Below are 26,342 nucleotides of genomic sequence, written 5' to 3'. Positions count from 1 at the left end.
CGAGTTTCGGGGGCTCTTTTTATTTGCAGGCCAAATGCCGTTATTGCGCTGCATCCTTGACCGCTTCGTGTTGAGCCAGATCGCTAAGGATGTATTTCTCAAAAGCAGCATAGATGGTGTTGTACTCGCCCTCAGAGAGTGATTTGCATTCATCTACCAGTGTCAGGGCTTTCTTCTTGTCATTCTCCTCAAACAGCGCGAAGACCATGTTGCAGTGGACGTTCTTGAGCTTGAGGAAGTTTTCTGAGAAGGCGAGCGACGGATCACCTAGCAACGCAAACGAACGCATCTGGTAACGGCTGGTTTTGACTGGAATTGTCTCCAAAGCTGCCAGTTCAGGCATCTGACCGCGTGTGGTTTCGCACATAAGAACGCTATGACCGGCATCTTTGCAATGACGGGCTAAATCTTCTGCTAAATCAACGCATTTACCGAGCGGGGCGTACCTGAAATGACGCCGTGTACCTGTTTCGCCAAGCGTTGCCAGGCCGGTTGAGATGCCGATATCGATTGTGACCGCGTGGTCCTTCATATTTTTCTGGTTGAAGTTGAACCGGTCCTTGAGATTGAAGCGCTTCATTTGCTTCTGCATTTCAATCGCTGTTCGACCGGCATGAGCAGCGTGGAATGGATCATCGAGCGGCGCGTTCCAGTAAGCGTTCAAGCCGGATGTGCTCAGCGTGTTCAGTGTACCATCGTGGATATGCACTTCATCGAGATGAGCTGTTTGGAAGCCGTTGGAGAAGCCTGCGAGATCCTGAGGAGACAAACCCTCATAATACCGGTGAAAGTGCCTCAAACGTGTCGAGAGGCTCGTGATTTCACGTTGCTGACCCTCAAGAGGGAGTTGCTCTGACTTCGCGAGTACTTTTTGCATTTGTTTGGGAGAAAGAATTCCTGCAAATCGTTCAGTTGTTTGGTTTCTGTGACTCTTGAATGTCACACGCCGGATTGTGCAGGAGAAAGCGAATATCAGCAGGACAACGAAGGATGGGAAGAATGGCTCAAGGACGGTGTTTTGCAGAGCGAATTGGTGGAATGCAACTCCGTTGATGACCAAGACAGCGACGCCTGTAAGTGACAGACTTAACCAGAAACCTTGCGTGGCGGATATGATCGCAATGGCGATGCCAAATCCGATTAGTGCCAGGATTTCAGCATATTGTGCCCAGGTGGATACATTGAGGAAGTTGCCAGACTGAAGTGTTTGCAGTGCCTGTGCATGTCGTTCTGAACTTCTGTCCTGAGTGCCTATGACGAACTGACTTCCAGAAGCTGGTGGCCAGAGTTTGGAGGATACTCTGTTCTTTAAGACATCGCTCGCCGCAAGGATGAAATTGCTGGCATTGTTTGTTTTGAACACCAGCATTTCCGTCTCTTCAGTGACAGGAATTTGGATATCAGTGCTTTTTAGCTGATAGCCATCTTCTGCTTGCGTGACTTGGAACGGTTGCGTGTTTGTCTGATTGGACAGGCTCCATGCCGCTAATGCGAGAGATGGCAACTGCGCTGTGTCGCTTTGGAGTTGAAGTGGATAGAACAGCGCATTTGAACCGTATGCGTATTGGGTGTCGCTTTGATACCCTGTGGCCTGCGAGAACCTTATGTAGTTGGAAAGAGGAGGTTTTTCAGCTACGGCCTCGCTCAACGGTCTGCTGAGCAGGACTGGGTAATGAGAGATGATGGTTTGTAAGAGCAGGTCGTGATTTGGATAAGTTGCCCTCAAGGAGGGCTGCAGATCGTCGTAGATTCTACTTCTTAAGGTGGGGGAGGTTGGATCGGCTTTTCTGAAGTCTGCATCTATAATCAGAAGCTTGGGATTATACTCCCCCAGTTTTTGAAGGATTTGTGCAAGCTCCAGACGCTGATATATCGGCTCCTGCGTTTGCTGGATTGATTCTGGCGTAAGATGGATCGTGTAAACTGGCGGCGTAGAAGTTGTGTTTGGCCATGCCAATTGCAGCGCGTTTTGGCTGAGATATCCGACGTTATCCAGTACCTGCGGGTATAGGGTACGGACAAGTATTGCTATTGCAATGAATAGACAGGATACAACCGCTGCAAGTGCACGGTTGGTTTGTGACAGCCAGCTAGAGCCGAACATGTAATTCCCCCCAAAAGGGGAAGTGACCCAACTCACATAAATTCCCCTCATCATTAACCTTAGGAAAGCTCTGAGGGGACGACAAGCTTAGCTGTTTATTTAAAAGGGTGTTCCTACAGTTGATTTGTATTTTAAGTTAATTCAACTCAACTTTTATGCAGCTGAGCGTCTTAAAGCACTTTGCAGCCATGTTGACTACGTGAGTTGCTTTAAGTTTTAGCCTTACCTGAGAAATCGGTAGCCCCGTGAGGGGAGCACACTTTATGCACCTGCCTCATGACCTGCCATTGCCATGGCGCTTTCCTGAACGGCCTTTTGAACCTTCTCAAAAGCACGCACTTCAATCTGGCGTACACGCTCGCGGCTTACGCCAAACTCGGTCGAGAGTTCTTCCAGAGTGATCGGGCTTTCAGAAAGTCGACGAGCTTCAAAAATGCGGGTCTCGCGCTCGTTCAGTACGCCCATTGCGTTTTTCAGCATATCGCGGCGGACATCGTATTCTTCCTGCTCAGCCAGAACTGCTTCCTGACTCTCGGCATCATCCACGAGCCAATCCTGCCACTCGCTGGATTCACCTTCGCTGGAGCGCAGAGGTGCGTTCAGGGAAGAGTCGCCACCCAGACGGCGGTTCATGGAAACAACTTCTTTCTCGGTTACACCGAGAGTTGTCGCAATGTGCTGGACCTGATCCGGACGCAGATCACCATCTTCAAACGCCTGAATTTTGCCTTTGACGCGACGCAGGTTGAAGAACAGGCGCTTCTGGTTTGCTGTGGTGCCCATTTTAACGAGCGACCATGTGCGCAGGATGTATTCCTGAATGGAAGCCTTGATCCACCACATGGCGTAGGTTGCCAGACGGAAGCCTTTGTCCGGTTCAAAGCGTTTTACAGCCTGCATCAGACCAACGTTACCTTCTGAGATAACTTCGCCCAGAGGCAAGCCATAGCCACGGTAGCCCATTGCAATTTTTGCAACGAGGCGCAGGTGAGAATTTACAAGTCTTTCAGCAGCTTTAGGTTCGTCGTGTTCCCGGTAGCGCTTGGCGAGCATGTACTCTTCCTGCGGCTGAAGCATCGGGAATTTTCTAATCTCATCTAAATAGCGGCTTAAACCGCCTTCGCCACCCGTGAGGGCTGGTAGGTTACGGGCCATAAAGCACCCCTCCTTGCTTGGTGTTCCCGCCTGATCGAAGGATCAGGCTTTTCGGCAAACACACATTGGTGCCTTCAGATGAAGCGCACCTGAAGTGTCTATATGGGAACATTGTGGCCAAAACGCTACCAGATCGGCAATCTTTTTGGCCTAAATTTTTCGTAATGATTGAAGAATACCAGCAAAATCAGCGGGTAACTCCGATTCAAACTTCATGAATTCCTGCGTTCTTGGGTGCGCAAACGCCAAAAGTCCTGCATGCAGGGCCTGTCGCTTGAAATCCGCCAACTGGGTTTTCAGTGGTTCTTGGAATTTATTGTATTTGGTTCTGAATCCGGAACCGTAATCCATATCACCTATTAGCGGATTTCCGATGTGGGACATGTGTACGCGGATCTGGTGGGTTCTGCCTGTTTCCAGACGGCACTCGATCAAGCTTGCAACGGGTGCTGCATCCTGAGGGCCAAACCGTTCCTGCACCTGCCAGTGAGTGATGGCGTGGCGACCGCCGGTTTTCAGCACCGAGATTTTCTGCCGGTTTGCCGTTGAGCGGGCAAGGTTGGCGTCTACTGTGCCTTTTGGTGCTGTTGGGGCACCCCAGACAAGAGCCTTATAAGCGCGCTCCAGTGGGCCGGTTTTGCCATGGTCGGCAAACTGAGCTGCGAGGCCCTGATGGGCCATGTCGTTTTTAGCAACAACGAGCAGACCTGTTGTGTCTTTATCGATGCGATGAACGATGCCAGGGCGCTTGACGCCGCCAATACCAGACAAAGATGAACCGCAGTGGTGAATCAAGGCGTTGACCAGTGTGCCCGTTGGGTTTCCGGCACCTGGATGCACAACAAGGCCCGCAGGTTTGTCGATGACGATCAGGTCGTCATCCTCAAAAACGATATTGAGCGGGATGTCCTCTGGCTGCGGTTCTGCGTCTTCCGGCTCTGGAACAATAAGAGTGATTGTATCTCCGGCACAGACTCTATATTTAGGCTCCAACACCGTGCGCTGGCCAATTTGAACCTGACCAGCCCGGATCAAGGCTTGAAGTCGGTTGCGACTGAAGTCATCTATATGCGCAGCAAGCACAGCATCCAAGCGGCGACCGGTATCTTCCGGCTCCGGGGTGATGACTGTTGGTTGCTGCTCGTCGGCAATTACAGAGTTTGTGAGTGGCTGGGTGCCCTCAGGAGATTTATCGTTCATGCGTGATCCTAATACTGACAGCGATGAGACTGTACAGAACGAACTTGATCCAGCAGCTTTGAGGCTTCAAGGGAAGTTACGTCGCCTCCTGATGGGATCAAGCCTTGTCATGGTGCTTGGCTTATTAGCTGTCTTTGCGGCTATCTTCTATAAGATTAACGCCGGCAATTCCAATGTTAGCGCAGATAGTATTGCTGCAACAATTGCGATTGGCCCTGAAGCACAGGTTATATCTGTTACTCAGATGGACGGAAATCTGGTGATGCTGATCAAAGAAGGTCCGACGCAGGCTCTTGTCTATGTTGATCCTGTCACCGGACGAAAAATCGCACGTACGGATTTTGTTGCGAGATAGGTGGATAAACCCCCTTTTCTTTCAAGGAGGGGGCTTGCCAAGCGGGGGATTAGCCAATATACCCCCGTCCATCGCGAAAGCGAAGCCTAGGCGCCCATCGTCTAGCGGTTAGGACGCCGCCCTTTCACGGCGGAAACAGGGGTTCGATTCCCCTTGGGCGTACCAAAGGCTTCTATTGCGATACCAGGCAGTTATCTGCTTGAAGACAAGACTATGAAAAGTCTTCTCACTATGTGAGCGCCCATCGTCTAGCGGTTAGGACGCCGCCCTTTCACGGCGGAAACAGGGGTTCGATTCCCCTTGGGCGTACCATAGTTGTCTTCTCAATACCGAGTGGTTATCTGCTTGAAGACCGAGCTTGAAAGAGTTCTCTCACTTTGTGAGCGCCCATCGTCTAGCGGTTAGGACGCCGCCCTTTCACGGCGGAAACAGGGGTTCGATTCCCCTTGGGCGTACCACTTTTTATCTCCCCAATACATCTTTGATAAATCTGAGCGCAGAGTTTTTCTCACGACGTATGCGTTGTGTTTGAGCTATATGATCCGCGATTTTGCAAAGAAGAAGATGTGGTCTTGGTTCCCCTAGATAGGGGGATGCAGCACTTCGAGATTGCGAATTGGTGTTTTGCAGCAAGCAGTCCTGGGACGTGATTTAGAACCAGCGGCCGTTTAGTCCTGCACCCAGGTGATGGTCTTCTTTGTCCCCGTCAACATCAGCCCAGAGTTTTTCGTCTGTCTGAGATTCATTGCTAACGGTTTTTGCCAGGCTTTCGCTGAGTTGAGCATTCATTTCTTTCAGGGCATCGATGTCATCAAGAACTTCGATGCGAGCCTCAGCAGTCTGGAGTTTGCTTTTCAGTGCAGCCGGTTTCTTGCCAGCAAACCTATTGGCACTGTATGGCCGTTCCATTACGCGAGTCACAGTTTGTCCCTCTTCGCTTTTTTAGCTGAACTTTGATAAGACAGTGTATTGATCCGCGTGAGCTTTAACGGGCTTCTTTGGGCGGTATCATGACAAAGATGGAAAAAGTTGCAGCTTGTCCCCTTTTTGTGACGTATTAGTACTAAGAGTAGGGGAGCAGAGGCAAGAGGACTTTTGTTTTGAACTCATCTAATAGTCGTCTGGATGCTTCTGTGCTTTTGGCTATAGTACTGTGAAACATCGCAGATTATAGACTGATGGCAATGTACAAAAAAATTATCGGACTTGATTCATGATGCTGGTTTCGCGCCACAACTCTATTCTTGATATTGCCCGAGAGACCGGGAAGGTGGAAGTTGATGAACTTGCCACACGGTTTTCTGTGTCTCCTCAGACAATACGTAAAGACCTGAAAGAGTTGAGTGACCAAGGATTGCTGACCCGTGTGCATGGTGGCGCACTTTTGGCATTTGGCGTTGAAAACCTTGGCTACTCTGCTCGTAAAGATCTGGCAGGCAAAGAAAAAGAGATTATCGGGCAGGCGGCAGCGGACCTGATCCCGGATCGAGCTTCTTTGTTCGTGAATATCGGAACGACCACAGAGGCGGTTGCGCGGGCACTCATCCAGCGCAGTGGCCTGATGATCATTACCAATAACCTTAATGTCGCGAGTACGCTGCGCCCGTTCTCAGAAAATGAGGTCATCATTTCTGGTGGGCTGGTGCGCGCAACTGACGGCGGCATTGTTGGTGAGGCGGCTGCAGATTTTATTCGCCAGTTTAAGGTTGATTATGCTGTGATCGGTGTTTCTGCTCTGGATCGTGACGGAGCGCTTCTGGATTATGATTATCGTGAGGTGCGCGTGGCACAGGCGATCATTGAGAACGCACGGCACGTTATTCTGGTGGCTGATCAGACAAAGTTCGAGCGTTCGGCGCCTGTCCGCATCGGCCATATTGCTCAGGTGGATACGTTTGTGACGGACACTCTGGTTTCTCAGGACTACCGGCAGCTGCTGGCTGACAATGAGGTGCGATTGGTTGAAGTGGCTGGTAAGGCTCAGAATGAGTCGGGTAGTGGCTCGCGAAGTACGACAGAGGCTTAAGCCTCTGCTTGGAGCTGTGTAGAGCGCGTCGAGTTCATGCGCATTCACACATCAAGCTCTAACTCTATATTTTCCGCGTATTCTTATCCGTAAACCGGGATCGATCTGCAAGAAACAAAAAAGGCGCCTTTTGGCGCCTTTGTCTTTGGATCAAGTTATTTGGGTTTAACCGCTCGAGCTTCCGGTTTTTCTAGCGTCTGCGATACGCTCCGCCAGATTTTTATCGGACTGGGGCGCGGGTGCTGCATCATCGGCCTTTGCAGCCGGAGTGCTTTTTGACGCGGCTGTCTTACTTGCTGCAGCTGGCTTACGGGTGCGAGGCTTTGCTGGTGCGCGCTTGGCACGTGTCGGTTTCGGCTTTGGTGCGTCTGCCTTTGGAGCACCTGCGGCGATCGTGCTGAGATCGTTCAGGACTTCGTCGTACTTTTCAGAGAGTGGTGGGTTCTCCGAGATTGCCTTCGCTGTAATCTGAGCCGCCAAATCTTTCAGTTCATTGCGCAGATCGACGGCTTCTTCGATCTTAGAGGAACTGTTTGTTCTCTCCTCAAGCTGCTTTGTCAGCTGCTCGATGGTTTTTTTTGCTTCGTCCAGATCGTTTTCTAGGCTTTTCATAGGCTCGGGCGTTTTAATGTTCGGATTCCTGGTGCTGCGCTTGGCAGTTTTTTCATTTGCCGCTTTTTCGAGTTGAAGCGCGTGCTTTAGGTTATCGCGCTCTCGTTCCAGCGAACCATAACGGCTCTTCAGTTTTGTGAAAGACCGTGAGGCCAGTTCGGCGGCTTCTGCTGGAGATGTTGGCTGATGTTTGGTTTCAGACTCAGCAGTCATTTCCGAAACTTGCTGGGAGATCTGCGTTGCCAGTTCTGCCAGAGGGTTGTCCATGTCCTGTAGGTCCGAGGTATCGATTGGACCTATCGGTTTGGTTGCAACTTCTTCTTCTTTCAGCTCTGCATCCAGCTCACGTGTTTTATCCGCAGCAGCCTGTTTGCTGAGTTGGATGATCTCAGCGGACGTGGTCTGATCTGCAGTTTGTGCTGCAGCTTCATCCTGAACTTCTGCTTCGGGTTCTGTCGTGATGCGATCATCTGCAGAGAACGGGATCGGCTCGGATGGATTTCTACGGCGGAGGAAGCGTGTTGCTTTCTGAGCCATGTTCTTCCGCTCGCGGGCTGATTTGAGCTGAACAACGCTGAGCTCTTCTTTGAGCTCTGCAAGTTGGGCTTCAGCTGCTGAACGGGCAGATGCGTTCTCAGCGAGTTTTTCCGTCATCCCTTCGAGGCGCACCTCCATCTGACGGATCGCAATGGCATGTTGAGCGCGTAATGCGTCTTTTGCCATTGTGGCACGGGCATAGCTTATGGGGTTGGACGTCTCAATCGCTTTCCGCGTGAGGCGTACAGCACGGCCCCAGATAAAGGGGAGGGCGGCGAGCGCTAGAATGCTCGCGAGGAAGAAACCCAGTGCAATGTATAGTGCAATTTCAATCACAAACTATGCCTGATCTGTTGAACGGTGTGAGGGACTGCCGCAGACTTAAGCGCATTCTCTCACACACTAACTTGCCAAAATATAACTAACGCAGGGTTAGTTATATCAGAAAGGATTCCATGTTGGCTTCCTAGTAAATTTCAAATAGCCCATGTTGAGGCCAAGGCGAGCGCCAACGCCTGCACGAACAGGCACAACGAAGATATCGTTGTTGGACAGAACCTGCATGCCGAAGCCGCCGACAAGGTAGGCTGAGCCCTTAGCGCCAACATAGCGGCGATAGATGGCATCGACACTTGGCAGATCGTAGACCAGCATCATAACGCGGGCGCCGTCACCGCCAACATCAAAGCCCAGGGATGGACCTTGCCAGAAGATCTGATGGTTGCCAGCGTTGCGAGTGTACAGTGTACCTTCGCCATAAGCAGCGCCGGCGAAGAACGCTGCTGAGCCTTCCTGCCCCAGGATATATCCGTTTGGTTCGCCGTACTGCTGAACTGCACGCTCAACAACCTTTGCGAGGCCGGTGGAGATGGAACCGAAAAATTCGCCACCGGCCGTGATGATATCTTTTTGGTGGTATCGCGACTGATCAACGGATGATTGCGCAAATGAATGTGTATTGAGCGCCAGCAGTGCGAAACTGGCGCAAAGGACGATTGCAGCTTTGTTGCGCAGATTGGCGAACAGGCTCGTCATCATGCCAACGTCTCCTTCTAAGAAACCCGAGAATTTGGATTGTTCAGAGCAATTCAAATGTTAAGGGCATAGTGCAACTTTTAGGTACAACAAGTTATAGTGTCTTACATCTACCTAGTGGTTAATCATGGTATAGCTGGGTAAATGATGTACATCCCGTTGGCCTGCAGTCATGAATTTTGTATCAGTTGTCGAACTTGCTCGTTTAGTTAATGCAGGTGATTCGGACTCTGGATGGACATTCCCATGATTTCTGAGGTTTTCTACAGAAAATTTGCGCGAACGGGCAAAATTCTATGGAGTTCTATCGTTTTTTTGTGTGCTGCCTCAGTTTTTGCAGGTGCGCAAGAGCGGTTCACCTACACACTCTCCATGTGTGATCCAGTGACCTATCAGGTCTCGGAAACTCCTGAAAAGGGGCGTGAAGACCTGACGCTGTCCTGGGGTGGACGGGTTTGGGCATTTTCCAATGAGGGCAACCGAGACGCTTTTCGGCATGCTCCGGAGGTCTATGCCCCATTATTTCAGGGATGCGACGCACTCTCACTTGCGCAAGGCTACCGAGCTGAGGGATTGGCGAAAATCTACCTTGTTTATAACCAGCGACTATTGCTGTTTCAGAGCCGTGAACACCGGGCTTTGTTTCTGACAGCACCAGAGAGTTTGCTCGCGAAGGCACAAAGTCGTGCACGCGATGTAAAATGCGGTCCATATCAATGATGTCCAGCTTGGAATTAAACCAGCAGGATTGTACCTTTTTCGCCACATCTCGAATCAATCATAGGGCCTATTGGCCAAAGTTCTGGAGCGGTTATGTCAGTATTTAAAGATTTGTCATCTCTTGATCTTGCCGCACTCGTCGCAAGCCGTGTGTGCCACGACATCATTTCACCAGTCGGGGCGATCACGAACGGTCTGGAAGTGCTGGATGAAGAAGGCAATGAGGACATGGCAGACTTTGCGATGGATCTCATCCGCAAGTCAGCGCGTCAGGCTTCTGCAAAACTTCAGTTTGCCCGTCTTGCTTTTGGCGCTGCCGGATCTGCCGGTGCTTCAATTGATCTGGGCGATGCGCAAGAAGTAGCGACTGGATACATGAGCAATGAAAAGGCGAATCTGGAGTGGACCATGCCACGCCTGCTTCTGCCTAAGAATCAGGTCAAACTGATTTTGAACCTGCTGCTGCTCATGAATCAGTGTGTTCCACGGGGTGGTACCATTACCATCAGTATGGAAGGGGATGAGGGTGCTCCGAACTTTCTCCTTAAAGCTGAAGGAACGAATGCGCGAATCCCTCAGGTTGTAAGTGAGATTCTTTCCGGTCAGGAGCCAGAACGCATTGATGCCCACACTGTTCAACCGATCTATGCGGTTTTGTTGGCAGGTGAAGCGGGTCTAAATATCGAGCTCCTGAAAGACGGTGATGCCGTCATATGCAAGGCAAATACTCAAGTTTCAGAGTCTGTCTGATCCTCTGTCAAAAACAACCAGTTATTGTAGGTTGGATGAATCTTACAATCTTTCAACCTATGTTAACCGTTTCGCTTAACACTCAACCTTAGTGAAATTTAGGAGTCTCGGTTTTTGAGGCTCCCCTAAGCATTGAGTGGGTGCGGGCCATGGACGATCTTCTCAGAGAGTTTCTCACTGAGACCAATGAAAGCCTGGATGTTGTAGATGTTGAGTTGGTGAAGTTCGAGCAAGAGCCGAATAACGCCACCATTCTAAATAACATTTTCAGGTTAGTGCATACAATCAAAGGCACCTGTGGGTTCTTGGGCCTGCCGCGTCTGGAAGCGATTGCTCATGCTGCTGAAACCCTGATGGGCAAGTTCCGCGACGGTGTTCCTGTGACACACGAAGCGGTAACACTTGTCCTCGCTTCTATTGATCGCATTAAGGATATTCTTGCGGATCTTGAGGCTGCTAACGGTGCTGAGCCTGATGGCACGGACCGTGATTTGATTGATGAGCTGGAACGCCTTTCCTTAAGCGCTGACAATGACGACATGGCTGACGAAATGGCGGCAGCGATGGCGGAAGAAAAAGCTGCTGAGGAAGAAGTTGGTACCGACATCTATCAGGTGCTGGAGCGGCCTCTGCGTCCTGGTGAAGTTTCTCTTGATGATCTTGAGCGTGCTTTCCAGGAAGCTGAAGTTGAGATTGAGCTGCCTGCAGTTGAAGAAGAAACTGAGGAAGATGGCGAGCCAGTTGGCGCTGCTGCTCCTAATTTTTCGGAAGCGAAGACTTCTCAGAAAGAAGTTGCCAAGCCGAAGAACCCAAGCGCGAAGGGTAAGGCATCCAGTCAGGGTGTTTCCAACCAGTCCATTCGTGTGAATGTTGAGACTTTGGAACACCTGATGACGATGGTTTCTGAACTGGTGCTGACACGCAACCAGCTTCTGGAAATTGTTCGTCGTCATGAAGACAGCGAATTCAAAGTTCCACTTCAGCGTCTGTCCAACGTTACCGGTGAGTTGCAGGAAGGGGTCATGAAGACCCGCATGCAGCCAATTGGGAATGCATGGCAGAAGCTTCCACGTATTGTTCGCGATCTCTCTCAGGAACTCGATAAGCCTATCGGTCTTGAGATGATTGGTGCGGAAACAGAGCTTGATCGTCAGGTTCTGGAACTCATCAAAGATCCGCTGACACATATGATCCGCAACTCTGCCGACCACGGTCTGGAAGATCCTGCAGATCGTGTGGCTGCTGGTAAGCCTGAGAAGGGTAACATCACCCTTTCTGCTTATCATGAAGGCGGACATATCATCATCGAAGTGAAGGATGATGGTCGTGGTCTAAACCTTGAGAAGATCAAGGAAAAAGCGCTTAAGAATGGCGTGACCACCGAAGCTGAACTTGAAAAGATGGTAGATCATCAGATCTACAAGTTCATCTTTGCTGCTGGCTTCTCTACCGCTACCAACGTGACCAGCGTGTCTGGTCGTGGCGTTGGTATGGATGTTGTGCGCAACAACGTTGAGCTGATTGGTGGCTCTATTGATCTGCGCTCGACACCAGGTCGCGGTTCCAGCTTCATCATCAAGATCCCGCTGACACTTGCCATCGTCTCCACACTGATCGTGGAAGCTGGTGGTGACCGTTATGCGATCCCACAGCTGTCTGTTGTTGAACTGGTTCGTGTTCAGTCCAACTCTGAACATCGCATTGAGCGGCTTAAAGATCGGCCTGTCCTGCGCCTGCGCAGTAAGCTGTTGCCACTGGTGCATATGTCGGAACTGCTTGGTCAGACTGAAGAGGCTGACCTTGATGAAGACAACGGCTTTATCGTTGTGATGCAGGTTGGCAGTCAGTCCTTCGGTGTTGTTGTTGATGGTGTGTTCCACACTGAAGAGATTGTTGTGAAGCCTATGTCTTCCATGCTCCGCAACATCAACATGTTCTCCGGTAACACCATTCTCGGTGATGGTTCTGTGATCATGATCATTGATCCGAACGGTGTTGCAAGTGCAATGGCAAGCCATGCTTCCGGTACTCTGACCGATACAGCTGAAGATGAGTACGAAAACGCGGAAGCTCATGTGATTGACGCTGATGCTCCAATTTCACTGCTGCTGTTCCGTGCTGGTTCTGAAGAGCCGAAAGCTGTGCCGCTGTCGCTGGTGACACGCCTTGAAGAATTCGATGTTAACAAGATCGAACACTCCAATGGCCGTGATTTGGTGCAGTACCGTGGTTCGCTGATGCCGTTGGTCTACGTAAATGAGGGTGATCGTCATAAGTCTGAGGGAACTCAGCCGATGCTGGTGTTCTCTGACAATGGTCGTTCAATGGGTCTGGTTGTTGATCAGATCGTAGACATTGTTGAAGACCGGATGACAATCGAAGTGGTATCTGAGCGTCAGGGTGTACTTGGTTCTGCAATCATTCGCGAGCGTGCAACTGAAGTTATTGACCTTGGCCATTACCTGCCATTGGCCTTTGATGACTGGTTCATGCGCAAGGAAATTGATACGACCACAAAGGTGAGAAAACTTCTCTTCCTCGATGACAGTGCCTTCTTCCGCAACATGCTGACACCTGTTCTGAAAGCTGCTGGTTACGATGTTACTGTTTGCTCCAGTGCCCAAAGTGGCTACGAGTTGATGGAAAAAGGCACCGACTTTGCTGCGATTGTGACTGATATCGAAATGCCGGACATCAGTGGCTATGAGTTCTGTGAGAGCCTGCGTCGTGATACCCGCTTCCGTCATATGCCAATCATCGCGCTTTCTGCTGTTGTGACACCGGCTTCTATCGAAAAAGGCCGTCAGGCCGGGTTCGATGACTATGTGGCCAAGTTTGACCGTCCGGGTCTGTTGGCAGCGCTCAAAGATGTTTTGACCAATGAATTCGGGGTTGCAGCATGACCGCTCATAAACTCACCACAGTCGACGGTGATGACAACCGTCAGGGCAGTGCCGATCACATCCAGTATGTGACTGTTGTGATTGGCAGCCAGTTGTTCGGTCTGCCAATTTCGCAGGTGCATGATGTTTTTGTGCCTGAAAAAGTAACGCAGGTTCCTTTGGCTCCGCCTGAAGTGGAAGGGGTGTTGAACCTGCGTGGACGCATTGTGACTGCTATCAATATGCGTCGTAAGCTTCATCTCAAGCCAAATGATGCTGACCAAGGCATGATGGCTGTTGGTATTGAGTACAAAGGGGAGTCCTATGGCCTTGTTATTGATGCCGTAGGAGAGGTACTCAACTTGCCAAGAAACGAGATGGAAGCAAACCCATCCAACCTTGATTTCCGTTGGGCCGAAATTTCTGGCGGGGTTCATCGTCTGGACGGGCGATTGATGGTGGTTCTTGACGTGGACCGTCTGCTCAGCTCCCTGATTGAACCTAAAGCTGCGTAAAGCATACCTTCGAAGCGAGAGAGCCGATTTAATGAAAAAGTGTCTGGTTGTTGACGATTCCAGCGTAATCCGCAAAGTGGCCCGCCGCATTCTGGAGGACATTGGATTTGAAATCACCGAGGCCGAGGACGGACAGAAGGCACTTGATGCTTGTAAAGCGTCAATGCCGGATGCGGTTCTGTTGGACTGGAATATGCCTGTCATGGACGGGCTGGAGTTTTTGGCCAAGCTTCGTGAGGAAGACGGTGGGGAAGACCCAATTGTTGTTTTCTGTACGACAGAGAACGACGTTGCTCATATCACCAAGGCTATCCGGGCTGGTGCGAACGAATACATTATGAAACCGTTTGATCGGGAGATTCTTTCAGCGAAATTTCAGGAAGTTGGATTGGTCTAAGTAATGGATATGGGCCGGCTGGGCATGTATGCAAAAGTTGAGGAGCCGAAGTCAGAGAGATCTGGTCAGATGGCACCTATCCGGGTCATGGTCGTAGACGATTCCGTTGTTATTCGTGGGCTTTTCAGCAGGTGGATTGAAGCTGATCCTGAGCTGGAAGTTGCTGCAACCCATCGTAATGGCGAATTGGCTGTAAAAGACATTGAGCGCAGCAACCCTGATGTGGTTGTGCTGGATGTTGAAATGCCCGTGATGGATGGCCTGACAGCTCTTCCTAAACTTCTTGAGAAAAAACGCGATCTTATCATTGTGATGGCGTCCACGCTGACGCGACGGAATGCTGAAGTGAGTTTGAAGGCTCTTTCTCTTGGTGCCACCGATTATGTCGCCAAGCCTGAAACGACTGGCCAAACGGCTGGTGCAGTTGAGTTTCAGAGAGAATTGCTGGAAAAATTGCGGTTGCTTGGGCGCGGTGGGAAGCGCGTTAAGCGAACCAGAACGACAGCAGAACCTGTTCGCAGAATGCGTGCTGAGATCGTCAATGATCCGCACAAAAAACGGAATGATGCCCTTACTGAGAGAACTGAAGCGCGCGCCGCGTTGCGACGTCCTCGCGGGACAGGGGTAAATGCTGCTGGAAAGCAGGAGATAACGCTCAAGCCGTATTCTTCGGTTGTGCCGCGGGCTCTTGTGATCGGCAGCTCTACCGGAGGGCCACAAGCGCTCCAGCGTGTGCTGACAGATGCGCGCGATGGTTTGCTGAAGGTGCCAGTTGTGATTACGCAGCACATGCCGCGTACGTTCACGACAATTCTGGCAGAGCATTTACATAAACAACTTCAGCTTCCTTCAAAAGAAGCTGAGCACATGGATGTATTGAAACCTGGGCACGTTTATATCGCTCCAGGCGGAATTCATTTGAAAATCGGCAAGCAGAACGGGCAGGCGGTTTCGTTGCTCGAAGACGGAGCTCCCGTCAATTTCTGTAAGCCATCTGTGGATCCACTTTTTGAAAGTGCAGCCGAAGTTTTCGGTACCGCGTGTTTGGCACTCGTTTTAACCGGCATGGGTAGTGATGGCGCAAGTGGCGTCAATGTCATTGCTGGTAAAGGCGGTAGCGTCATCGCGCAGGATGAGGCCTCCAGTGTTGTCTGGGGGATGCCAGGTGCTGCTGCCCGTACTGGGAACTGCAGCGGTATCGTGCCTCTCGATCAGATTGGTGCACATGTCAAGCGTATCTTAAAAGGAGCCGCGCGATGATGACTTCTGAATATGATTTCTTGAAGAAATTTCTGAAATCCCGTAGCGGCCTCGTTCTTTCCGATGAAAAGCAGTATCTGGTCGAAAGCCGACTGATGCCAGTTGCTCGACGTCACAACCTGAATGGACTGAGTGAGCTTATTCTTGCGATCAGCAAGCCGGGCTCCATGTCTATGCAGAATGATGTGGTTGAAGCTATGACAACCAATGAGTCATTCTTCTTCCGTGACAAGAGCCCTTTCGAGAACTTCCGGAATGTGATGCTTCCTCATTTGCTTGAGGCACGCAAAACACGCCGGAGTGCGCGCATCTGGTGTGCGGCGGCGTCTACGGGTCAGGAACCTTATTCTCTCAGCATGTATCTGAAAGAAGACAAGGCCAAGATCGGTACATTCCGTTTCGAGATTCTGGGAACTGACATTTCCACTGAAGTGCTGGAAAAAGCCCGTACTGGTATCTACAGCCAGTTCGAGGTCCAGCGTGGTCTGCCTATTCAGATGCTGTTGAAGTACTTCTCGCAGCAGGGCGAACTGTGGCAGATGGCTCCGGAAATCCGGGCTATGGTGCAGTGGCGTAAGCTGAATTTGCTGGAAAACTTCAGCCACCTTGGTGAGTTTGACGTTGTCTTCTGCCGTAACGTGCTGATCTACTTCGATCAGCAAACGAAGATTGATGTGCTCAACCGCATCTATCGGCAGTTGCCGGATGATGGTTTCCTCGTGCTTGGTGCTGCGGAAACTGTGGTTGGTTTGACGGATGGCTTTGAGCCCTATCCAAATCTGCGTGGTGTATACCGCAAAAAGCAGGCTGCAAGCCGTCCGGCTGGTTCTTCCAGCTTCTCACGCTCTACGGCGAAGCCTTCGGCCACACCTTCCAAAACGCGGCCCACCATTCAGGCCTTAGCAAGTGGTTCCCGGTTTTAGGGATACAAAACGAAACAGGCCAGCAGATTTGCTGGCCTTTTCTTTAGGCTTTGTTGCGTTCATATACATTCAAGCCCCAAGCTCTCACTCGTTATTTTTATGCGTATTCTCATCCGAAAACCGGAGCCGTTTTTCGGAAGTACGAGCTGACTCTCTCATTTTTTTGAACGAAGATTTACTATTTGGCTGGTTGTCGTCAGTCGCAATTCAAGTTCAATGCGAGTAAATTTCTCCAAACGATACTTAGAGTTTCCCGATAGTTTGTGACTGTTGACCACCTTTGTTTGTGGTGTGTCAGGCTAATGGAGTGTGAGTGATGAGTTCTCGTGATTTCTTGAAATTAAGCCGACGAGGTGCCCTTGCTCTGGGTGCTGGTGGATTGCTTGCCACAGGGATGCGGAGTTTGGAGGCAGCTGCAGAAACTCCGATAGAAAGCTCCAATCAGCGTGCGCCAGCAACTGAATTTCAGCTTGGTGAGTTCAAGGTCTACGCTTTGCTTGATGGCACCTTTATTGCTGAGCACCCGCAGGATACGTTTGGTATGGAGCAGACGAGTGAGGTGTTTGAAAAAGCGAGTCAGGATCACTTCATCTCCTCCAACAAATTCCGAGGTTTCTTCACACCGGTTCTGGTGAATACAGGCGATAAACTCATTTTGTTTGATACTGGACGAGGCGTTCTTTCTCAGCCGCAAAGTGGGAATTTACTGAAGGCGCTTGCGACAGCAGGCATCCGGCCAGCTGATATTGATGTGGTTGTGCTGACGCACATGCATGCGGACCATACGGGCGGGTTGATGCAAAACGGTGTCCCAACTTTTGCAAATGCGAAGTATGTCACGAGCCCGATTGAGTTCAACTACTGGGAAAAGCTCGGTCCAGCCGCTAATGGAAGCGCTCGCGTTTTTGCTGAAAATGTGCTGCCTCTCAAAGATAAATTCGACTTTATTGATCCGGGCAGAGAAGTTGTTCCCGGTATCACTGCCGTTGAGGCTTATGGCCATACACCCGGGCATATGGCGTATTTGGTTGAAGCCAATGGACGCAAGCTGATGCTCACGGCTGATACAGCCAACCACTTTGTATGGTCACTGGCCTATCCTGATTGGCGTGTTGTGTTTGACATCGATAAAGCGCGCGCGGCGGAAACGCGTCGGCGTATCTTTGGGATGATTGCGGAAGAACGCATTCCGTTTATTGGTTACCACATGCCGTTCCCTGCCATGGGCTTTGTTGAAGCCGTGGGAGAGGGCTTCCGATTTGTCCCTGCAACTTATCAGCTACAGCTTGGCCATGAGGATGAGCAGAACAGGCCTGAGTGATTGTCAGGGTGTGTTGGGTTTTCTCCGGTAGGCGGAAATCCCAACACCGCAGAGCACCAATGTGGTGGCGATGATGAAGCGGCTATCGATGGCTTCTGCAAGGAAAACAATTCCACCGGCTGTTGCGATGATTGGCACGGTGAGCTGAGCAACTGCTGCCGTGCTTGTCTGTAATTGTGGAATGATTGCGTACCAGAGAGCGTAGCCAAGTCCAGAGGTTATAGCACCGGAGATGATGGCGAGGAGAACGCCTGAAGCTGTGATGGTGGTTGTGTCCGGAAACAGAAGCAGTGCCAATGAGATGATTGGCACACCGTAGAGAAAGTTCATTCCTGTGTCTTTGAGCGGGTTTGCTGCGCCTCTGCCGATGATGGAATAAATCCCCCAGCCGATGGCGGCAATTGTCATCAATCCTGCTCCGAGCGGGTCTATGCCTGCGTTTGACGGGGAAAGAAGGTAAACGAGGCCAGAGAATGCGAGTGCTGCGCCGATCCACTTCTGGAGTGTCAGGTTTTCGCGCTGAATGAATGCACCGATGAACATGGTGATTTGTACAGCGCCGAAGAGCAAAAGCGCACCGAAGCCAGCATCAAGGGAGATGTAAGCATGCGAGAAGCCAAGAATGTAGGCACACAGCGCAAGGACTGCTGTGACGCTGGGCTTTGAGAATGAGAGCTTGTTGCCGCCTCGAAAGAAGATGAGTGCCAGAAGCATGAGTGCGCCAGCGACAATGCGAATACTGGCAAATGCAGATGGACCAATCTCTCCGTCTGCCAATGCCAGACGATTCAGAACTGAGTTGGCGGCAAATGCGACCATGACAATAGATGTAAGAATAAAAAGCCTCATGGCCGCACCATGGCAACAAAGACAGCCCATGGGCAATACACTTAGGCGTTATTGAAGGTGTTTTACCTGTTAGCCTCCACTAAGACCGCAGAGGCTAACAGTTGGCTTTACTATGTGAACTCAGCTGCCCAGTTGAAGTCGGCTGATGCCTCATAGGATTGCGGCCAGTGTTTGCACCAGTTTGGTCCATGACTGGTTTCTACTCTGTCTGAGGCAGGGAAGTAGGGCTTTATGTCCAGCAGCGGTGTGCCGGGTGCTGCGTCAATGTAAGGGACAGTGATGAGACCATTTTGCTCATCCACGTTTAGAAGCGAAACCGAAGAGAGGCCGATTGGGTTCGGACGGGCAGGGGACCTTGACGCAAACGTGCCGATCTCATGATTTGTTTTGGCATATGGAGCTGGGAACTGCAGAGTGCTCCGGTCTTGTACTGTTGCTGCCTGATCTGCCCACCACAGGATGAGTGCGTGGCTAAAGTCTGACAGGTGCAGAAGGGCTGGCGTGTACTCTGGGTGGATATTGAGTTGGAACTGCCCGTTGTTTGCTGTGATGATCCCGATAGATCTCAGGTCTGCAAGAGATTGCATCTTCGTATCCTCATATGTGTTTCGGAAGTCATCAAGCTTGATGAACCTACCCTCCGCTTACTTTCATGAAAGTGCAAGCTTTGGTTGAATTGAGGAGGAAGTGCTTTTGAATTCAGATGGTTACAGAAGAATCAGAAGGGTGTCTTCTTTCGGGTTAATGCGGGAGTTTTGGTTTCATTCCGAGTGCTCGGCGGATCCTGTTCTTGATCTGCTTTGATCTGAGTTTTGTTACGCGGCCTCTTAGGTCTGCGACGGTATTCTCGTAAAGATCGGGGTGAATGATATCGAGGGGGAGCGGGGAAGTCGATTGTGCCGCTTTATGATTGGTTTTGGAGTACAGCAGGACGTTCTGCTTGTACCAGACGCTCACATTAGGGTTGTTCCATATCGCTGGTCTGACAATATCTATCGGGAAAAATCCTTTCTCCTCCATCAGTTTCGCCCAATAGCTTTGCCGTTGCTCGTTGATATGATGGATACCGCCTTGCTCTGGGACGGCAACGGAAAGCAAGACATTGTCTGCGCTTTCAGTCATCTTCTCCAGGACTGTATGCGCTGCAGAGCTTGACAGATGTTCAAGCACTTCAAGGCTCATGGCCAAGTCAAAATGTCTTTTTGTTTGAATGCTCTCCGGCTTTTCCAGATTAACCTGAACAAAGTTTTCCGAGGGTATGCGGAGGGAAGGTTGAGGTACCCATGCGCCGTCCAAACCGAGGATTTCTTTTGCACCGAGTTGTGTAGCTGCCAGAAGCCAGCTGCCAGTACCGCATCCAAAATCTATGACGCTCTCTGGCGACAGATGTTGGAAGACGATGGGAAGGATTTCCTTAGCTGAAGCCAGCGAGCCATCCTGTTGGTTGTCGTAGAAACCTTCGTCATACGGTTGCATCTGGCTTGTTCCTTGAAACAGTGGAAGTGTTGCCGATGCATAATGCGAAGGGGAGCGCACATAAAAAACCCCCTTACAATCAGGGTTGTAAGGGGGCTTCTACTGAAACTCTCTGAAAGTCAGCTGATAAAGCTATTAAGCTGCTTTCTCTTCTGGTTCGCGCAGAACGTATCCGCGGCCCCATACTGTTTCGATGTAGTTTTTGCCAGCTGTTGCGGAAGCGAGCTTCTTGCGCAGCTTACAAATAAACACATCGATAATTTTGAGCTCTGGTTCGTCCATACCACCGTAGAGGTGGTTGAGGAACATTTCCTTAGTGAGGGTTGTGCCCTTACGAAGGGAAAGAAGCTCTAGCATCTGATATTCTTTACCAGTCAGATGTACGCGCTGACCTGCAACTTCGACAGTTTTGGTGTCGAGGTTTACAGTGAGGTCGCCGGTAACAATAACAGACTGGGCATGACCTTTAGAACGACGCACAATTGCATGAATACGTGCAATCAGCTCGTCCTTGTGGAATGGCTTTGTCATATAATCGTCAGCGCCGAACCCAAGGCCACGGACCTTGTCTTCAATGCCAGCCAAACCGGACAGAATAAGAATAGGTGTCTTCACCTTGGATACTCGCAGTGTGCGCAGTACCTCATAACCGGACATGTCCGGCAGGTTCAGATCCAGCATGATAATATCATAATCATACAGTTTGCCGAGGTCGATGCCTTCTTCGCCGAGATCTGTCGTGTAGACATTAAAGTTCTCGGATTTGAGCATCAGTTCAATGCTTTGTGCAGTAGCACTATCGTCCTCGATCAACAATACACGCATGTTAATCCCCTCGTGTTGCCTTTCCTGGGCAGTCGCGCCGGCCCAAAAACACAAACCGTTGCGAAGGAATACTATAAACCCGACTCAATTGAATGAGTTTATGGTTAACAGAACTCGAATCGCTACCGCAAGCGTTTTACTCTCACGTAGAACAGTTCTCTGGGTACAACCTAGAATTCAAGGGTGTAACCTTTCCTGTTCACCAATTTGAGACCGGTTGGCTTTCAATCGAATCAAGTGCTACTGAAAGCCATGTTTAGACGCTTCGTTTCCTTGAAAGGGCTATACGCCATTCAAAGTCTCCCCAATAACATTAAGCAGAAGCGTAAACGATCGGTTACCAACGACGAAAATGATTAATAGGGAATCTGTTTTGGACTCGCTTTTTGCAGAAATCGAATCATGCCTCCCAACCGAAATTTACGGGAGAGTAGAAGCAGTTAAGGGACTTCTGATTGAAGTTGCAGGGCCTGTTTACGCCATGAGCGTCGGCGCGCGTCTACTAATAGAAATAGGGGAGAACGCAGCGTCAATTCAAGCTGAAGTCGTCGGGTTTCGAGACGGAAGAGCGCTTTGTATGCCATTTGGCGAGCTCGATGGTGTGCGTCATGGTAGCAAGGCAAAGCTGATTTCACGCGAGAGTATTGTCCATCCATCGAGTGCCTGGCTGGGGCGTGTTGTTAACGCTTTAGGCGAACCGATCGATGGAAAAGGACCTCTTCCATTCGGTTCGATCCCGAGAAAATTACGTGATTCACCACCTCCGGCTGCAGAACGAGCCCGTGTTGGGAGCCCGATCGACCTGGGTGTGAGATCCCTTAATAGTTTTGTAACGTGTTGTCAGGGGCAGCGCCTCGGTATTTTTGCCGGGTCTGGCGTGGGTAAATCGGTCCTTATGTCCATGCTTGCACGTAACGCGGAAACAGAAGTGTCTGTCATTGGTCTTATTGGTGAACGTGGACGTGAGGTTCAGGAGTTCATCGAGGATGATCTGGGTGAAGAGGGGCTGGCGAAATCTGTTGTTGTTGTCGCAACGTCTGACGAAAGCGTTTTGATGCGTCGGGAAGCGGCTTATCTCACTCTTACTCTCTCTGAATATTTCCGTGATGAGGGCAAGAATGTTCTTTGTATGATGGACTCTGTTACGCGCTTTGCCATGGCGCAGCGTGAGATTGGTCTTTCTGTTGGAGAGCCGCCAACCTCTAAAGGGTATACGCCCACCGTCTTTACTGAATTGCCGAAATTGCTGGAACGAGCCGGACCGGGTGCAGTTGGCAAAGGGGCTGTGACAGCTCTCTTTACTGTGCTGGTGGAAGGCGACAACCATAATGAGCCTGTGGCCGATGCTGTTCGCGGTATTCTGGATGGGCACATTGTTATGGAGCGTGGGATTGCAGAGCGCGGTCGCTACCCGGCTATTAACGTGCTAAAATCCGTCAGTCGAACCATGCCGCGTTGTGTGCCTGAAGAAGCCTTACCGATTCTTCGGCGTGCCAAGCAGCTGATGTCTGCTTATGCGGACATGGAAGAACTGATCCGTCTGGGTGCCTATAAAGAAGGTGCAGACCCCCTTGTTGATGAGGCAATTGCCAAAAATGACGCCCTTGAAGCGTATTTGGGGCAAATGAAGGGGGAAAAAACTACAATTGAAGAGGGATATTTCCAGCTTGCTCATCTTTTGGAAATGACTCAGGCGTAAGCTCACTCTCCGGTAAAGGGAGTATTGCGTATGAAGAATCGTGAAGGCCTTTTGAAGCTTAAGAAGTTCAATGTTGATGAGAAGCGCCGTCAGGTGACTCAGATTGAAACGATGTTGAGTGATTTTGATCGAATGGCTGAAGATCTGGAGAACCAGATTGTTCAGGAGCAAAAGCGTGTTGGTATTGATGATATCAGCCATTTTGCGTATCCGACTTTCGCTCGCGCGGCTGCACAGCGCCGAGATAACCTGAAGCACTCGACTGAGGAATTGAAGTCTCAGCTTGAGAAAGCGCAGGACGAGCTGACTGACGCTGTTTCCGAGTTGAAAAAGATCGAGTTGATGGATGAGCGTGACCAAATGCGTCAACGTGCTGCCATGGATGCGATTGAACAAGACGGAATGGACGACATTGCGGGGCGGATGGCGCGTCGCTAATTCTTCCCGAGGTTGAGGGTGTCTCTCGTTCTTAGTCGGAATGACCTGATACTCTGATAACCCGAACTGGTCTTAACCTCTTCATAATCCTTTATTGATCGCACTGCGCCTGTTCGCGGTGCGATACCTCGTGGTTGCTTTCATTTCACCAATGTTTATTTATAGGCTGTTGCGTCCAGGTCTCGCGCTGAGAACTGAGCAGTGTCCACTTTTCGGGAAGACGCTTCAGGAGCCTTTATGCCTGTTTTACTTGGGTTTTTAATTCCACTTGCCGCGTTTTCGTTCGGTCTGGGGCTGACATTGCCACTCTTGAGTATGGAGCGCCTTTATTTTTTGGAGGATACGCCAAGCCTGTTGCAGGTGATTGGTGGGCTCTATGACGAAGGTGAGGTTTCAATTGCCGGGCTTGTTTTTGTGTTTTCTGTCTTTCTGCCTGCCCTGAAGATTCTCGTACTGGGTATTTCCGCGTTGCATCGGTCATCCAGCAAGTGGCTTCGGGCGCTCAGCTATCTTGGGAAGTGGTCCATGATGGATGTGATGCTAGTGGCCTTGGTGATTTTTGCAGCCAAGACAAGCGGGCTTGCAAGTGCTCAGGTTTTGCCGGGATTGTGGTTTTACGCTGCTGCGACCCTTTCAACGGCGACTGCTGCATTCATGGTTGGGCGGGTTGCCAGATAACCCATGCATGCTTTCACCTGTCAAAAACTCTGATTGCGCAGGGTTATTTTGTCGGTTTGTCTTCACTGGATCTTCTCGTTTATGGTGTAAAGCGATAGTGTTCGCTTGAATTTTGCTCGTTTCCATTCTGGGTGATCCATGCTTTTCCGGTTTCTAATCGCAGCGTTTGCTGCGGTCTTTCTCAGTTTTGCCAGTGCTGCGCAGGCTCAAAACTCGTCCACTTCTGCTGAGGGTGGGGCTGATGTGCAGCAAGCCAAGCAAGCTCTGATCAAGGTGCTTGAAGACCCGAAAGGGCGTGAGGCACTTGTCAAAATTTTGCAGGAGCAGCAGGCCAATGGCTCGTCTGGTTCCGGCACATCCACGGCCACAGCAAATCCGGCTGCCAAAGCAACGATTGCGGCGCAGATCGGGACTTATGTGCAGGATGGTGTTTCGAGTTTTTATGACTTTGGCACACTCATCATCTCCGGGTTGTCCGGTTATGAGGACTTGCTGGACGGCCAGTCAAAGGTGGACCATTCGCGATTGTGGGATGGTATTTTCAGCATTATTCGCGTGCTGCTGCCTGCTTACCTCATCTTGATTATCTTACATAAGGCATCAACAGCCTACATGCGGCGGCATGAGAAGGGGCCAGAGGCTCATTCCCTCTTCTTCCGTGTTGGGTTGCTGGCGGTGACATCTGTCTTTGATGCTGCCTTTGTCGGTATTGCGTCTGGTGTCGGTTATTTATCGGCCTATATTTTCTCGACAGATCCGACGGTGCAGAGCATCAACAATGTTGAGCTGTTTGCCATCAATGCCTTCTTCCTGATTGAAATGTCGCGTGTTGTGATCCGGTTTGTGTTTGCACCGCACAGGCCTTCCTTCCGTCTGTTGCCATTCTCAGATCCGGAGGCTGTTTTTTGGGCCCGACATCTGATCCTGATTGTCGGCATCCTTGGGTTTGGTGTTCGTCTGGCCGTGCCTATGGTTGGGGTGAACTTTTCTTCGCAGTTGGCGGGCAGTGTGCGTGTCACCGTTGTGCTGGTCTGTCTTATCTATCTTGTTGCGATTATTCTCCGGTCACGACTGCGGGTGCGCCATGCCATTCGCAAGTATGCTGAGAGCTTTACCGGAGCCAACTTCTCTGTTCAGCTCTTCAAGGGGCTGGGCTTTGTTTGGCATCTGTTGGCTCTGCTGTATGTGTTTGCGATCATGGTCGCGTGGCTGCGTACGCCGCTTGATGCCATCAACTATATTGCCAGAACCAGCGCAATGTCCTTGCTTGTGATCTTCATCGGGCTGGGCATTATGATGTTGCTGACACGGGTTATTCGTAAGGGTGTCGACCTTCACGATGCGCTGGACCATGTGTTGCCGACGTTTGAAAAACGCCTGAACTCCTTCCTGCCGACTGTTTGCATGGTGCTGCGAGTTATCGTAGGTCTTTGTGTGATCATTGGTGTTCTGGAAGTCTGGGGTGTTGGCAATTTCTGGCAGTGGATCTGGGCGGGTGACGGGATCTCCTTTGCGAATTCCCTGATGTCTGCGGTTATTGTTATTCTGATCGGCTTTGCTCTGTGGTTGACGATCATGTCCTGGATCGACCTTCGCATTTTGGAGCGGGAAGGCAAGACAGTGTCCAGCCGCACCAAGACGCTGTTCCAGCTGTTCAGCAATGCACTTTCGATCCTGATGATCGTGATGTTCACGCTTCTGGCGCTGTCAGAGCTTGGCATTCAGATTGCGCCACTGATTGCAGGTGCTGGTGTTGTTGGTCTGGCGGTCTCATTTGGCTCGCAAAAGCTGGTGCAAGATGTGATTACAGGGGCCTTCATTCAGCTTGAAAATGCGATGAATGAAGGGGACTTTGTTGAGGTTGGCGGTATTAGTGGCACCGTTGAGCGTTTGAGCATTCGCAGTGTCAGACTGCGTGATCTCAATGGTACGTCACACATCATTCCGTTCTCTTCTGTGACGAGTGTTTCCAACTCTACCCGCGACTTTGCTTATGCAGTTTCGGTTATGGGTGTTGGATATGACACGGACATTGAGGTGGCCAAAGAGGCCATGCAGGAAGCCTTCCGCCGGTTGGAAGAAACACCGCACAATGTTGCGATCCTTGGTGAGTTGGAAATGCATGGTGTTACGGCGTTTGGTGACTCTGCCATCAACATCCGGGCCCGCATCAAAACCTTGCCGGGCAGCCAGTGGGCAATCGGGCGGGCTTATAATGAGTATCTGAAGGTCGTGTTTGACGAGCGCGGCATCGATATTCCATTCCCGCAAGTGACCTACCATGTGGCAGGCGACAGCAAGCCAGAGGATGTGCCTCAGGTTGAGCAGAAAGGTGCGCAGACAAAAGCACAGGGTGCCAAAAGGTCTGGTGGAGAGGGAGAGGACATTCCGCCGGACGATGGTCCCAATTGATGTGATCTGAGTTGAAACAGATACCGAAACAACGCAGTTTCGGTTTCATATGAAAAAGGCGCGTTCGTTTTGATTACGAATGCGCCTTTTTGCTGTTGCCCAGTGTTAAACAAATTGACGAGAGAAATAAGCCAAAAAGACGATTTTTTCGCTTGCTTATGGGAGTTTCGTTT

General features: G+C 50.6%; 24 protein-coding genes and 3 tRNA genes. 17 read left to right on the top strand and 10 right to left on the bottom strand.

All coding sequences use genetic code 11. From position 1 onward, the window contains the following. Nucleotides 1–40: 40 nt before the first annotated feature. From PsAD46_RS25490 to PsAD46_RS25480, 3 genes are all read right to left on the bottom strand, one after another. A complete protein-coding gene (locus tag PsAD46_RS25490; RefSeq protein WP_063291543.1) occupies nucleotides 41–2,104 on the bottom strand; it encodes a CHASE2 domain-containing protein in 2,064 nt (687 codons plus the stop codon). A gap of 261 nt (nucleotides 2,105–2,365) precedes the next feature. Continuing rightward, nucleotides 2,366–3,259 carry an RNA polymerase sigma factor RpoH gene (gene rpoH, locus PsAD46_RS25485; protein WP_057461965.1) on the bottom strand — a complete coding sequence of 298 codons (894 nt, stop codon included), beginning with the start codon at nucleotides 3,257–3,259 and terminating at the stop codon, nucleotides 2,366–2,368. 150 nt (nucleotides 3,260–3,409) lie between these two features. Continuing rightward, nucleotides 3,410–4,459 (bottom strand): RluA family pseudouridine synthase, encoded by a 1,050-nt coding sequence (locus PsAD46_RS25480; protein WP_057461964.1) that lies wholly within the window; start codon nucleotides 4,457–4,459, stop codon nucleotides 3,410–3,412. Here PsAD46_RS25480 and PsAD46_RS25475 point away from each other — a divergent pair. The 4 genes from PsAD46_RS25475 (at nucleotide 4,458) to PsAD46_RS25460 (ending at nucleotide 5,272) form a co-directional block, all read left to right on the top strand. Beyond that, nucleotides 4,458–4,814, top strand: coding sequence for a hypothetical protein (locus PsAD46_RS25475; protein ID WP_057461963.1), 357 nt, complete (start codon nucleotides 4,458–4,460; stop codon nucleotides 4,812–4,814). The two genes, PsAD46_RS25480 and PsAD46_RS25475, sit on opposite strands and share 2 nt — an antisense overlap. A 90-nt stretch (nucleotides 4,815–4,904) precedes the next feature. Further along, a tRNA-Glu gene (locus PsAD46_RS25470) sits at nucleotides 4,905–4,979 on the top strand. A gap of 72 nt (nucleotides 4,980–5,051) precedes the next feature. Next, nucleotides 5,052–5,126: transfer RNA gene (locus PsAD46_RS25465), tRNA-Glu, on the top strand. Between the two features lie 71 nt (nucleotides 5,127–5,197). Beyond that, a tRNA-Glu gene (locus PsAD46_RS25460) sits at nucleotides 5,198–5,272 on the top strand. Between the two features lie 193 nt (nucleotides 5,273–5,465). Here PsAD46_RS25460 and PsAD46_RS25455 read toward each other — a convergent pair. After that, on the bottom strand, nucleotides 5,466–5,723 hold the full coding sequence (locus tag PsAD46_RS25455) for a hypothetical protein (RefSeq protein WP_063291544.1): 258 nt from the start codon (nucleotides 5,721–5,723) through the stop codon (nucleotides 5,466–5,468). Between the two features lie 304 nt (nucleotides 5,724–6,027). Between PsAD46_RS25455 and PsAD46_RS25450 the strand changes: the two genes are divergently transcribed. After that, nucleotides 6,028–6,840, top strand: a complete 813-nt coding sequence (locus PsAD46_RS25450; protein WP_057461961.1) for a DeoR/GlpR family DNA-binding transcription regulator — start codon at nucleotides 6,028–6,030, stop codon at nucleotides 6,838–6,840. Nucleotides 6,841–7,005: 165 nt separating this feature from the next. On the opposite strand, the gene PsAD46_RS25445 is transcribed toward PsAD46_RS25450, so the two are convergent. Both PsAD46_RS25445 and PsAD46_RS25440 read right to left on the bottom strand, forming a co-directional pair. Continuing rightward, entirely contained in the window at nucleotides 7,006–8,325 is a 1,320-nt protein-coding gene (locus PsAD46_RS25445) for a hypothetical protein (protein ID WP_063308164.1), read from the bottom strand. 105 nt (nucleotides 8,326–8,430) lie between these two features. Further along, entirely contained in the window at nucleotides 8,431–9,027 is a 597-nt protein-coding gene (locus PsAD46_RS25440) for a DUF1134 domain-containing protein (RefSeq protein WP_108819076.1), read from the bottom strand. A 312-nt stretch (nucleotides 9,028–9,339) separates the two neighbouring features. Between PsAD46_RS25440 and PsAD46_RS25435 the strand changes: the two genes are divergently transcribed. The 8 genes from PsAD46_RS25435 (at nucleotide 9,340) to PsAD46_RS25400 (ending at nucleotide 17,792) form a co-directional block, all read left to right on the top strand. Continuing rightward, nucleotides 9,340–9,744, top strand: a complete 405-nt coding sequence (locus PsAD46_RS25435; RefSeq protein WP_208982036.1) for a hypothetical protein — start codon at nucleotides 9,340–9,342, stop codon at nucleotides 9,742–9,744. A 93-nt stretch (nucleotides 9,745–9,837) separates the two neighbouring features. Further along, nucleotides 9,838–10,494 carry a histidine phosphotransferase family protein gene (locus tag PsAD46_RS25430; protein WP_057461958.1) on the top strand — a complete coding sequence of 219 codons (657 nt, stop codon included), beginning with the start codon at nucleotides 9,838–9,840 and terminating at the stop codon, nucleotides 10,492–10,494. A 149-nt stretch (nucleotides 10,495–10,643) separates the two neighbouring features. Continuing rightward, nucleotides 10,644–13,397 (top strand): hybrid sensor histidine kinase/response regulator, encoded by a 2,754-nt coding sequence (locus PsAD46_RS25425; RefSeq protein WP_063291547.1) that lies wholly within the window; start codon nucleotides 10,644–10,646, stop codon nucleotides 13,395–13,397. Further along, nucleotides 13,394–13,891, top strand: a complete 498-nt coding sequence (locus PsAD46_RS25420; protein WP_057461956.1) for a chemotaxis protein CheW — start codon at nucleotides 13,394–13,396, stop codon at nucleotides 13,889–13,891. The genes PsAD46_RS25425 and PsAD46_RS25420 overlap by 4 nt, the downstream gene beginning before the upstream one ends. Nucleotides 13,892–13,922: 31 nt before the next feature. Further along, nucleotides 13,923–14,288, top strand: a complete 366-nt coding sequence (locus tag PsAD46_RS25415; protein ID WP_057461955.1) for a response regulator — start codon at nucleotides 13,923–13,925, stop codon at nucleotides 14,286–14,288. 24 nt (nucleotides 14,289–14,312) lie between these two features. Beyond that, entirely contained in the window at nucleotides 14,313–15,548 is a 1,236-nt protein-coding gene (locus PsAD46_RS25410; RefSeq protein WP_193757847.1) for a chemotaxis response regulator protein-glutamate methylesterase, read from the top strand. Next, on the top strand, nucleotides 15,545–16,471 hold the full coding sequence (locus PsAD46_RS25405) for a protein-glutamate O-methyltransferase CheR (RefSeq protein WP_063291549.1): 927 nt from the start codon (nucleotides 15,545–15,547) through the stop codon (nucleotides 16,469–16,471). The genes PsAD46_RS25410 and PsAD46_RS25405 overlap by 4 nt, the downstream gene beginning before the upstream one ends. Before the next feature lie 316 nt (nucleotides 16,472–16,787). Further along, nucleotides 16,788–17,792 carry an MBL fold metallo-hydrolase gene (locus tag PsAD46_RS25400; protein ID WP_057461953.1) on the top strand — a complete coding sequence of 335 codons (1,005 nt, stop codon included), beginning with the start codon at nucleotides 16,788–16,790 and terminating at the stop codon, nucleotides 17,790–17,792. 3 nt (nucleotides 17,793–17,795) lie between these two features. Here PsAD46_RS25400 and PsAD46_RS25395 read toward each other — a convergent pair whose 3' ends face one another. The 4 genes from PsAD46_RS25395 to PsAD46_RS25380 all read right to left on the bottom strand — a co-directional run bounded on the left by PsAD46_RS25395 (nucleotide 17,796) and on the right by PsAD46_RS25380 (nucleotide 20,942). Continuing rightward, entirely contained in the window at nucleotides 17,796–18,641 is an 846-nt protein-coding gene (locus tag PsAD46_RS25395) for a DMT family transporter (protein ID WP_084404539.1), read from the bottom strand. Nucleotides 18,642–18,751: 110 nt separating this feature from the next. Then, on the bottom strand, nucleotides 18,752–19,228 hold the full coding sequence (locus tag PsAD46_RS25390) for an SAM-dependent methyltransferase (protein ID WP_063291552.1): 477 nt from the start codon (nucleotides 19,226–19,228) through the stop codon (nucleotides 18,752–18,754). A 154-nt stretch (nucleotides 19,229–19,382) separates the two neighbouring features. Beyond that, a complete protein-coding gene (locus tag PsAD46_RS25385; protein ID WP_063308163.1) occupies nucleotides 19,383–20,117 on the bottom strand; it encodes a methyltransferase domain-containing protein in 735 nt (244 codons plus the stop codon). A 135-nt stretch (nucleotides 20,118–20,252) separates the two neighbouring features. Beyond that, nucleotides 20,253–20,942: a response regulator transcription factor gene (locus PsAD46_RS25380; RefSeq protein ID WP_008551652.1), complete on the bottom strand. Its 690-nt coding sequence runs from the start codon at nucleotides 20,940–20,942 to the stop codon at nucleotides 20,253–20,255. Between the two features lie 373 nt (nucleotides 20,943–21,315). Here PsAD46_RS25380 and fliI point away from each other — a divergent pair, with 373 nt between their 5' ends. From fliI to PsAD46_RS25360, 4 genes are all read left to right on the top strand, one after another. Further along, nucleotides 21,316–22,641 (top strand): flagellar protein export ATPase FliI, encoded by a 1,326-nt coding sequence (gene fliI / locus PsAD46_RS25375; RefSeq protein ID WP_063290411.1) that lies wholly within the window; start codon nucleotides 21,316–21,318, stop codon nucleotides 22,639–22,641. 30 nt (nucleotides 22,642–22,671) lie between these two features. Then, nucleotides 22,672–23,079: a flagellar export protein FliJ gene (gene fliJ, locus PsAD46_RS25370; RefSeq protein WP_057461950.1), complete on the top strand. Its 408-nt coding sequence runs from the start codon at nucleotides 22,672–22,674 to the stop codon at nucleotides 23,077–23,079. Nucleotides 23,080–23,316: 237 nt separating this feature from the next. Beyond that, nucleotides 23,317–23,757: a paraquat-inducible protein A gene (locus tag PsAD46_RS25365; RefSeq protein ID WP_057461949.1), complete on the top strand. Its 441-nt coding sequence runs from the start codon at nucleotides 23,317–23,319 to the stop codon at nucleotides 23,755–23,757. Between the two features lie 138 nt (nucleotides 23,758–23,895). Further along, nucleotides 23,896–26,169 carry a mechanosensitive ion channel domain-containing protein gene (locus tag PsAD46_RS25360; RefSeq protein WP_063308162.1) on the top strand — a complete coding sequence of 758 codons (2,274 nt, stop codon included), beginning with the start codon at nucleotides 23,896–23,898 and terminating at the stop codon, nucleotides 26,167–26,169. Nucleotides 26,170–26,342: the final 173 nt, after the last annotated feature.

The organism is Pseudovibrio sp. Ad46 (assembly GCF_001623065.1).
Lineage (GTDB): Bacteria > Pseudomonadota > Alphaproteobacteria > Rhizobiales > Stappiaceae > Pseudovibrio.
The sequence above is the reverse complement of the archived record's forward strand: the minus strand, read 5'-3'. Positions and strand labels throughout refer to the sequence as shown.

Coding starts and splice junctions, on each gene's coding strand:
- PsAD46_RS25490 (WP_063291543.1), bottom strand. CDS start 2,104: ATGTTCGGCTCTAGCTGGCTGTCACAAACCAACCGTGCACTTGCAGCG.
- PsAD46_RS25415 (WP_057461955.1), top strand. CDS start 13,923: ATGAAAAAGTGTCTGGTTGTTGACGATTCCAGCGTAATCCGCAAAGTG.
- PsAD46_RS25405 (WP_063291549.1), top strand. CDS start 15,545: ATGATGACTTCTGAATATGATTTCTTGAAGAAATTTCTGAAATCCCGT.
- PsAD46_RS25385 (WP_063308163.1), bottom strand. CDS start 20,117: ATGCAACCGTATGACGAAGGTTTCTACGACAACCAACAGGATGGCTCG.
- PsAD46_RS25425 (WP_063291547.1), top strand. CDS start 10,644: ATGGACGATCTTCTCAGAGAGTTTCTCACTGAGACCAATGAAAGCCTG.
- PsAD46_RS25390 (WP_063291552.1), bottom strand. CDS start 19,228: ATGCAATCTCTTGCAGACCTGAGATCTATCGGGATCATCACAGCAAAC.
- PsAD46_RS25420 (WP_057461956.1), top strand. CDS start 13,394: ATGACCGCTCATAAACTCACCACAGTCGACGGTGATGACAACCGTCAG.
- PsAD46_RS25360 (WP_063308162.1), top strand. CDS start 23,896: ATGCTTTTCCGGTTTCTAATCGCAGCGTTTGCTGCGGTCTTTCTCAGT.
- PsAD46_RS25440 (WP_108819076.1), bottom strand. CDS start 9,027: ATGATGACGAGCCTGTTCGCCAATCTGCGCAACAAAGCTGCAATCGTC.
- fliJ (WP_057461950.1), top strand. CDS start 22,672: ATGAAGAATCGTGAAGGCCTTTTGAAGCTTAAGAAGTTCAATGTTGAT.
- PsAD46_RS25410 (WP_193757847.1), top strand. CDS start 14,313: ATGTATGCAAAAGTTGAGGAGCCGAAGTCAGAGAGATCTGGTCAGATG.
- PsAD46_RS25430 (WP_057461958.1), top strand. CDS start 9,838: ATGTCAGTATTTAAAGATTTGTCATCTCTTGATCTTGCCGCACTCGTC.
- PsAD46_RS25475 (WP_057461963.1), top strand. CDS start 4,458: ATGCGTGATCCTAATACTGACAGCGATGAGACTGTACAGAACGAACTT.
- PsAD46_RS25380 (WP_008551652.1), bottom strand. CDS start 20,942: ATGCGTGTATTGTTGATCGAGGACGATAGTGCTACTGCACAAAGCATT.
- PsAD46_RS25365 (WP_057461949.1), top strand. CDS start 23,317: ATGCCTGTTTTACTTGGGTTTTTAATTCCACTTGCCGCGTTTTCGTTC.
- PsAD46_RS25400 (WP_057461953.1), top strand. CDS start 16,788: ATGAGTTCTCGTGATTTCTTGAAATTAAGCCGACGAGGTGCCCTTGCT.
- PsAD46_RS25455 (WP_063291544.1), bottom strand. CDS start 5,723: ATGGAACGGCCATACAGTGCCAATAGGTTTGCTGGCAAGAAACCGGCT.
- PsAD46_RS25450 (WP_057461961.1), top strand. CDS start 6,028: ATGATGCTGGTTTCGCGCCACAACTCTATTCTTGATATTGCCCGAGAG.
- PsAD46_RS25395 (WP_084404539.1), bottom strand. CDS start 18,641: ATGAGGCTTTTTATTCTTACATCTATTGTCATGGTCGCATTTGCCGCC.
- PsAD46_RS25480 (WP_057461964.1), bottom strand. CDS start 4,459: ATGAACGATAAATCTCCTGAGGGCACCCAGCCACTCACAAACTCTGTA.
- rpoH (WP_057461965.1), bottom strand. CDS start 3,259: ATGGCCCGTAACCTACCAGCCCTCACGGGTGGCGAAGGCGGTTTAAGC.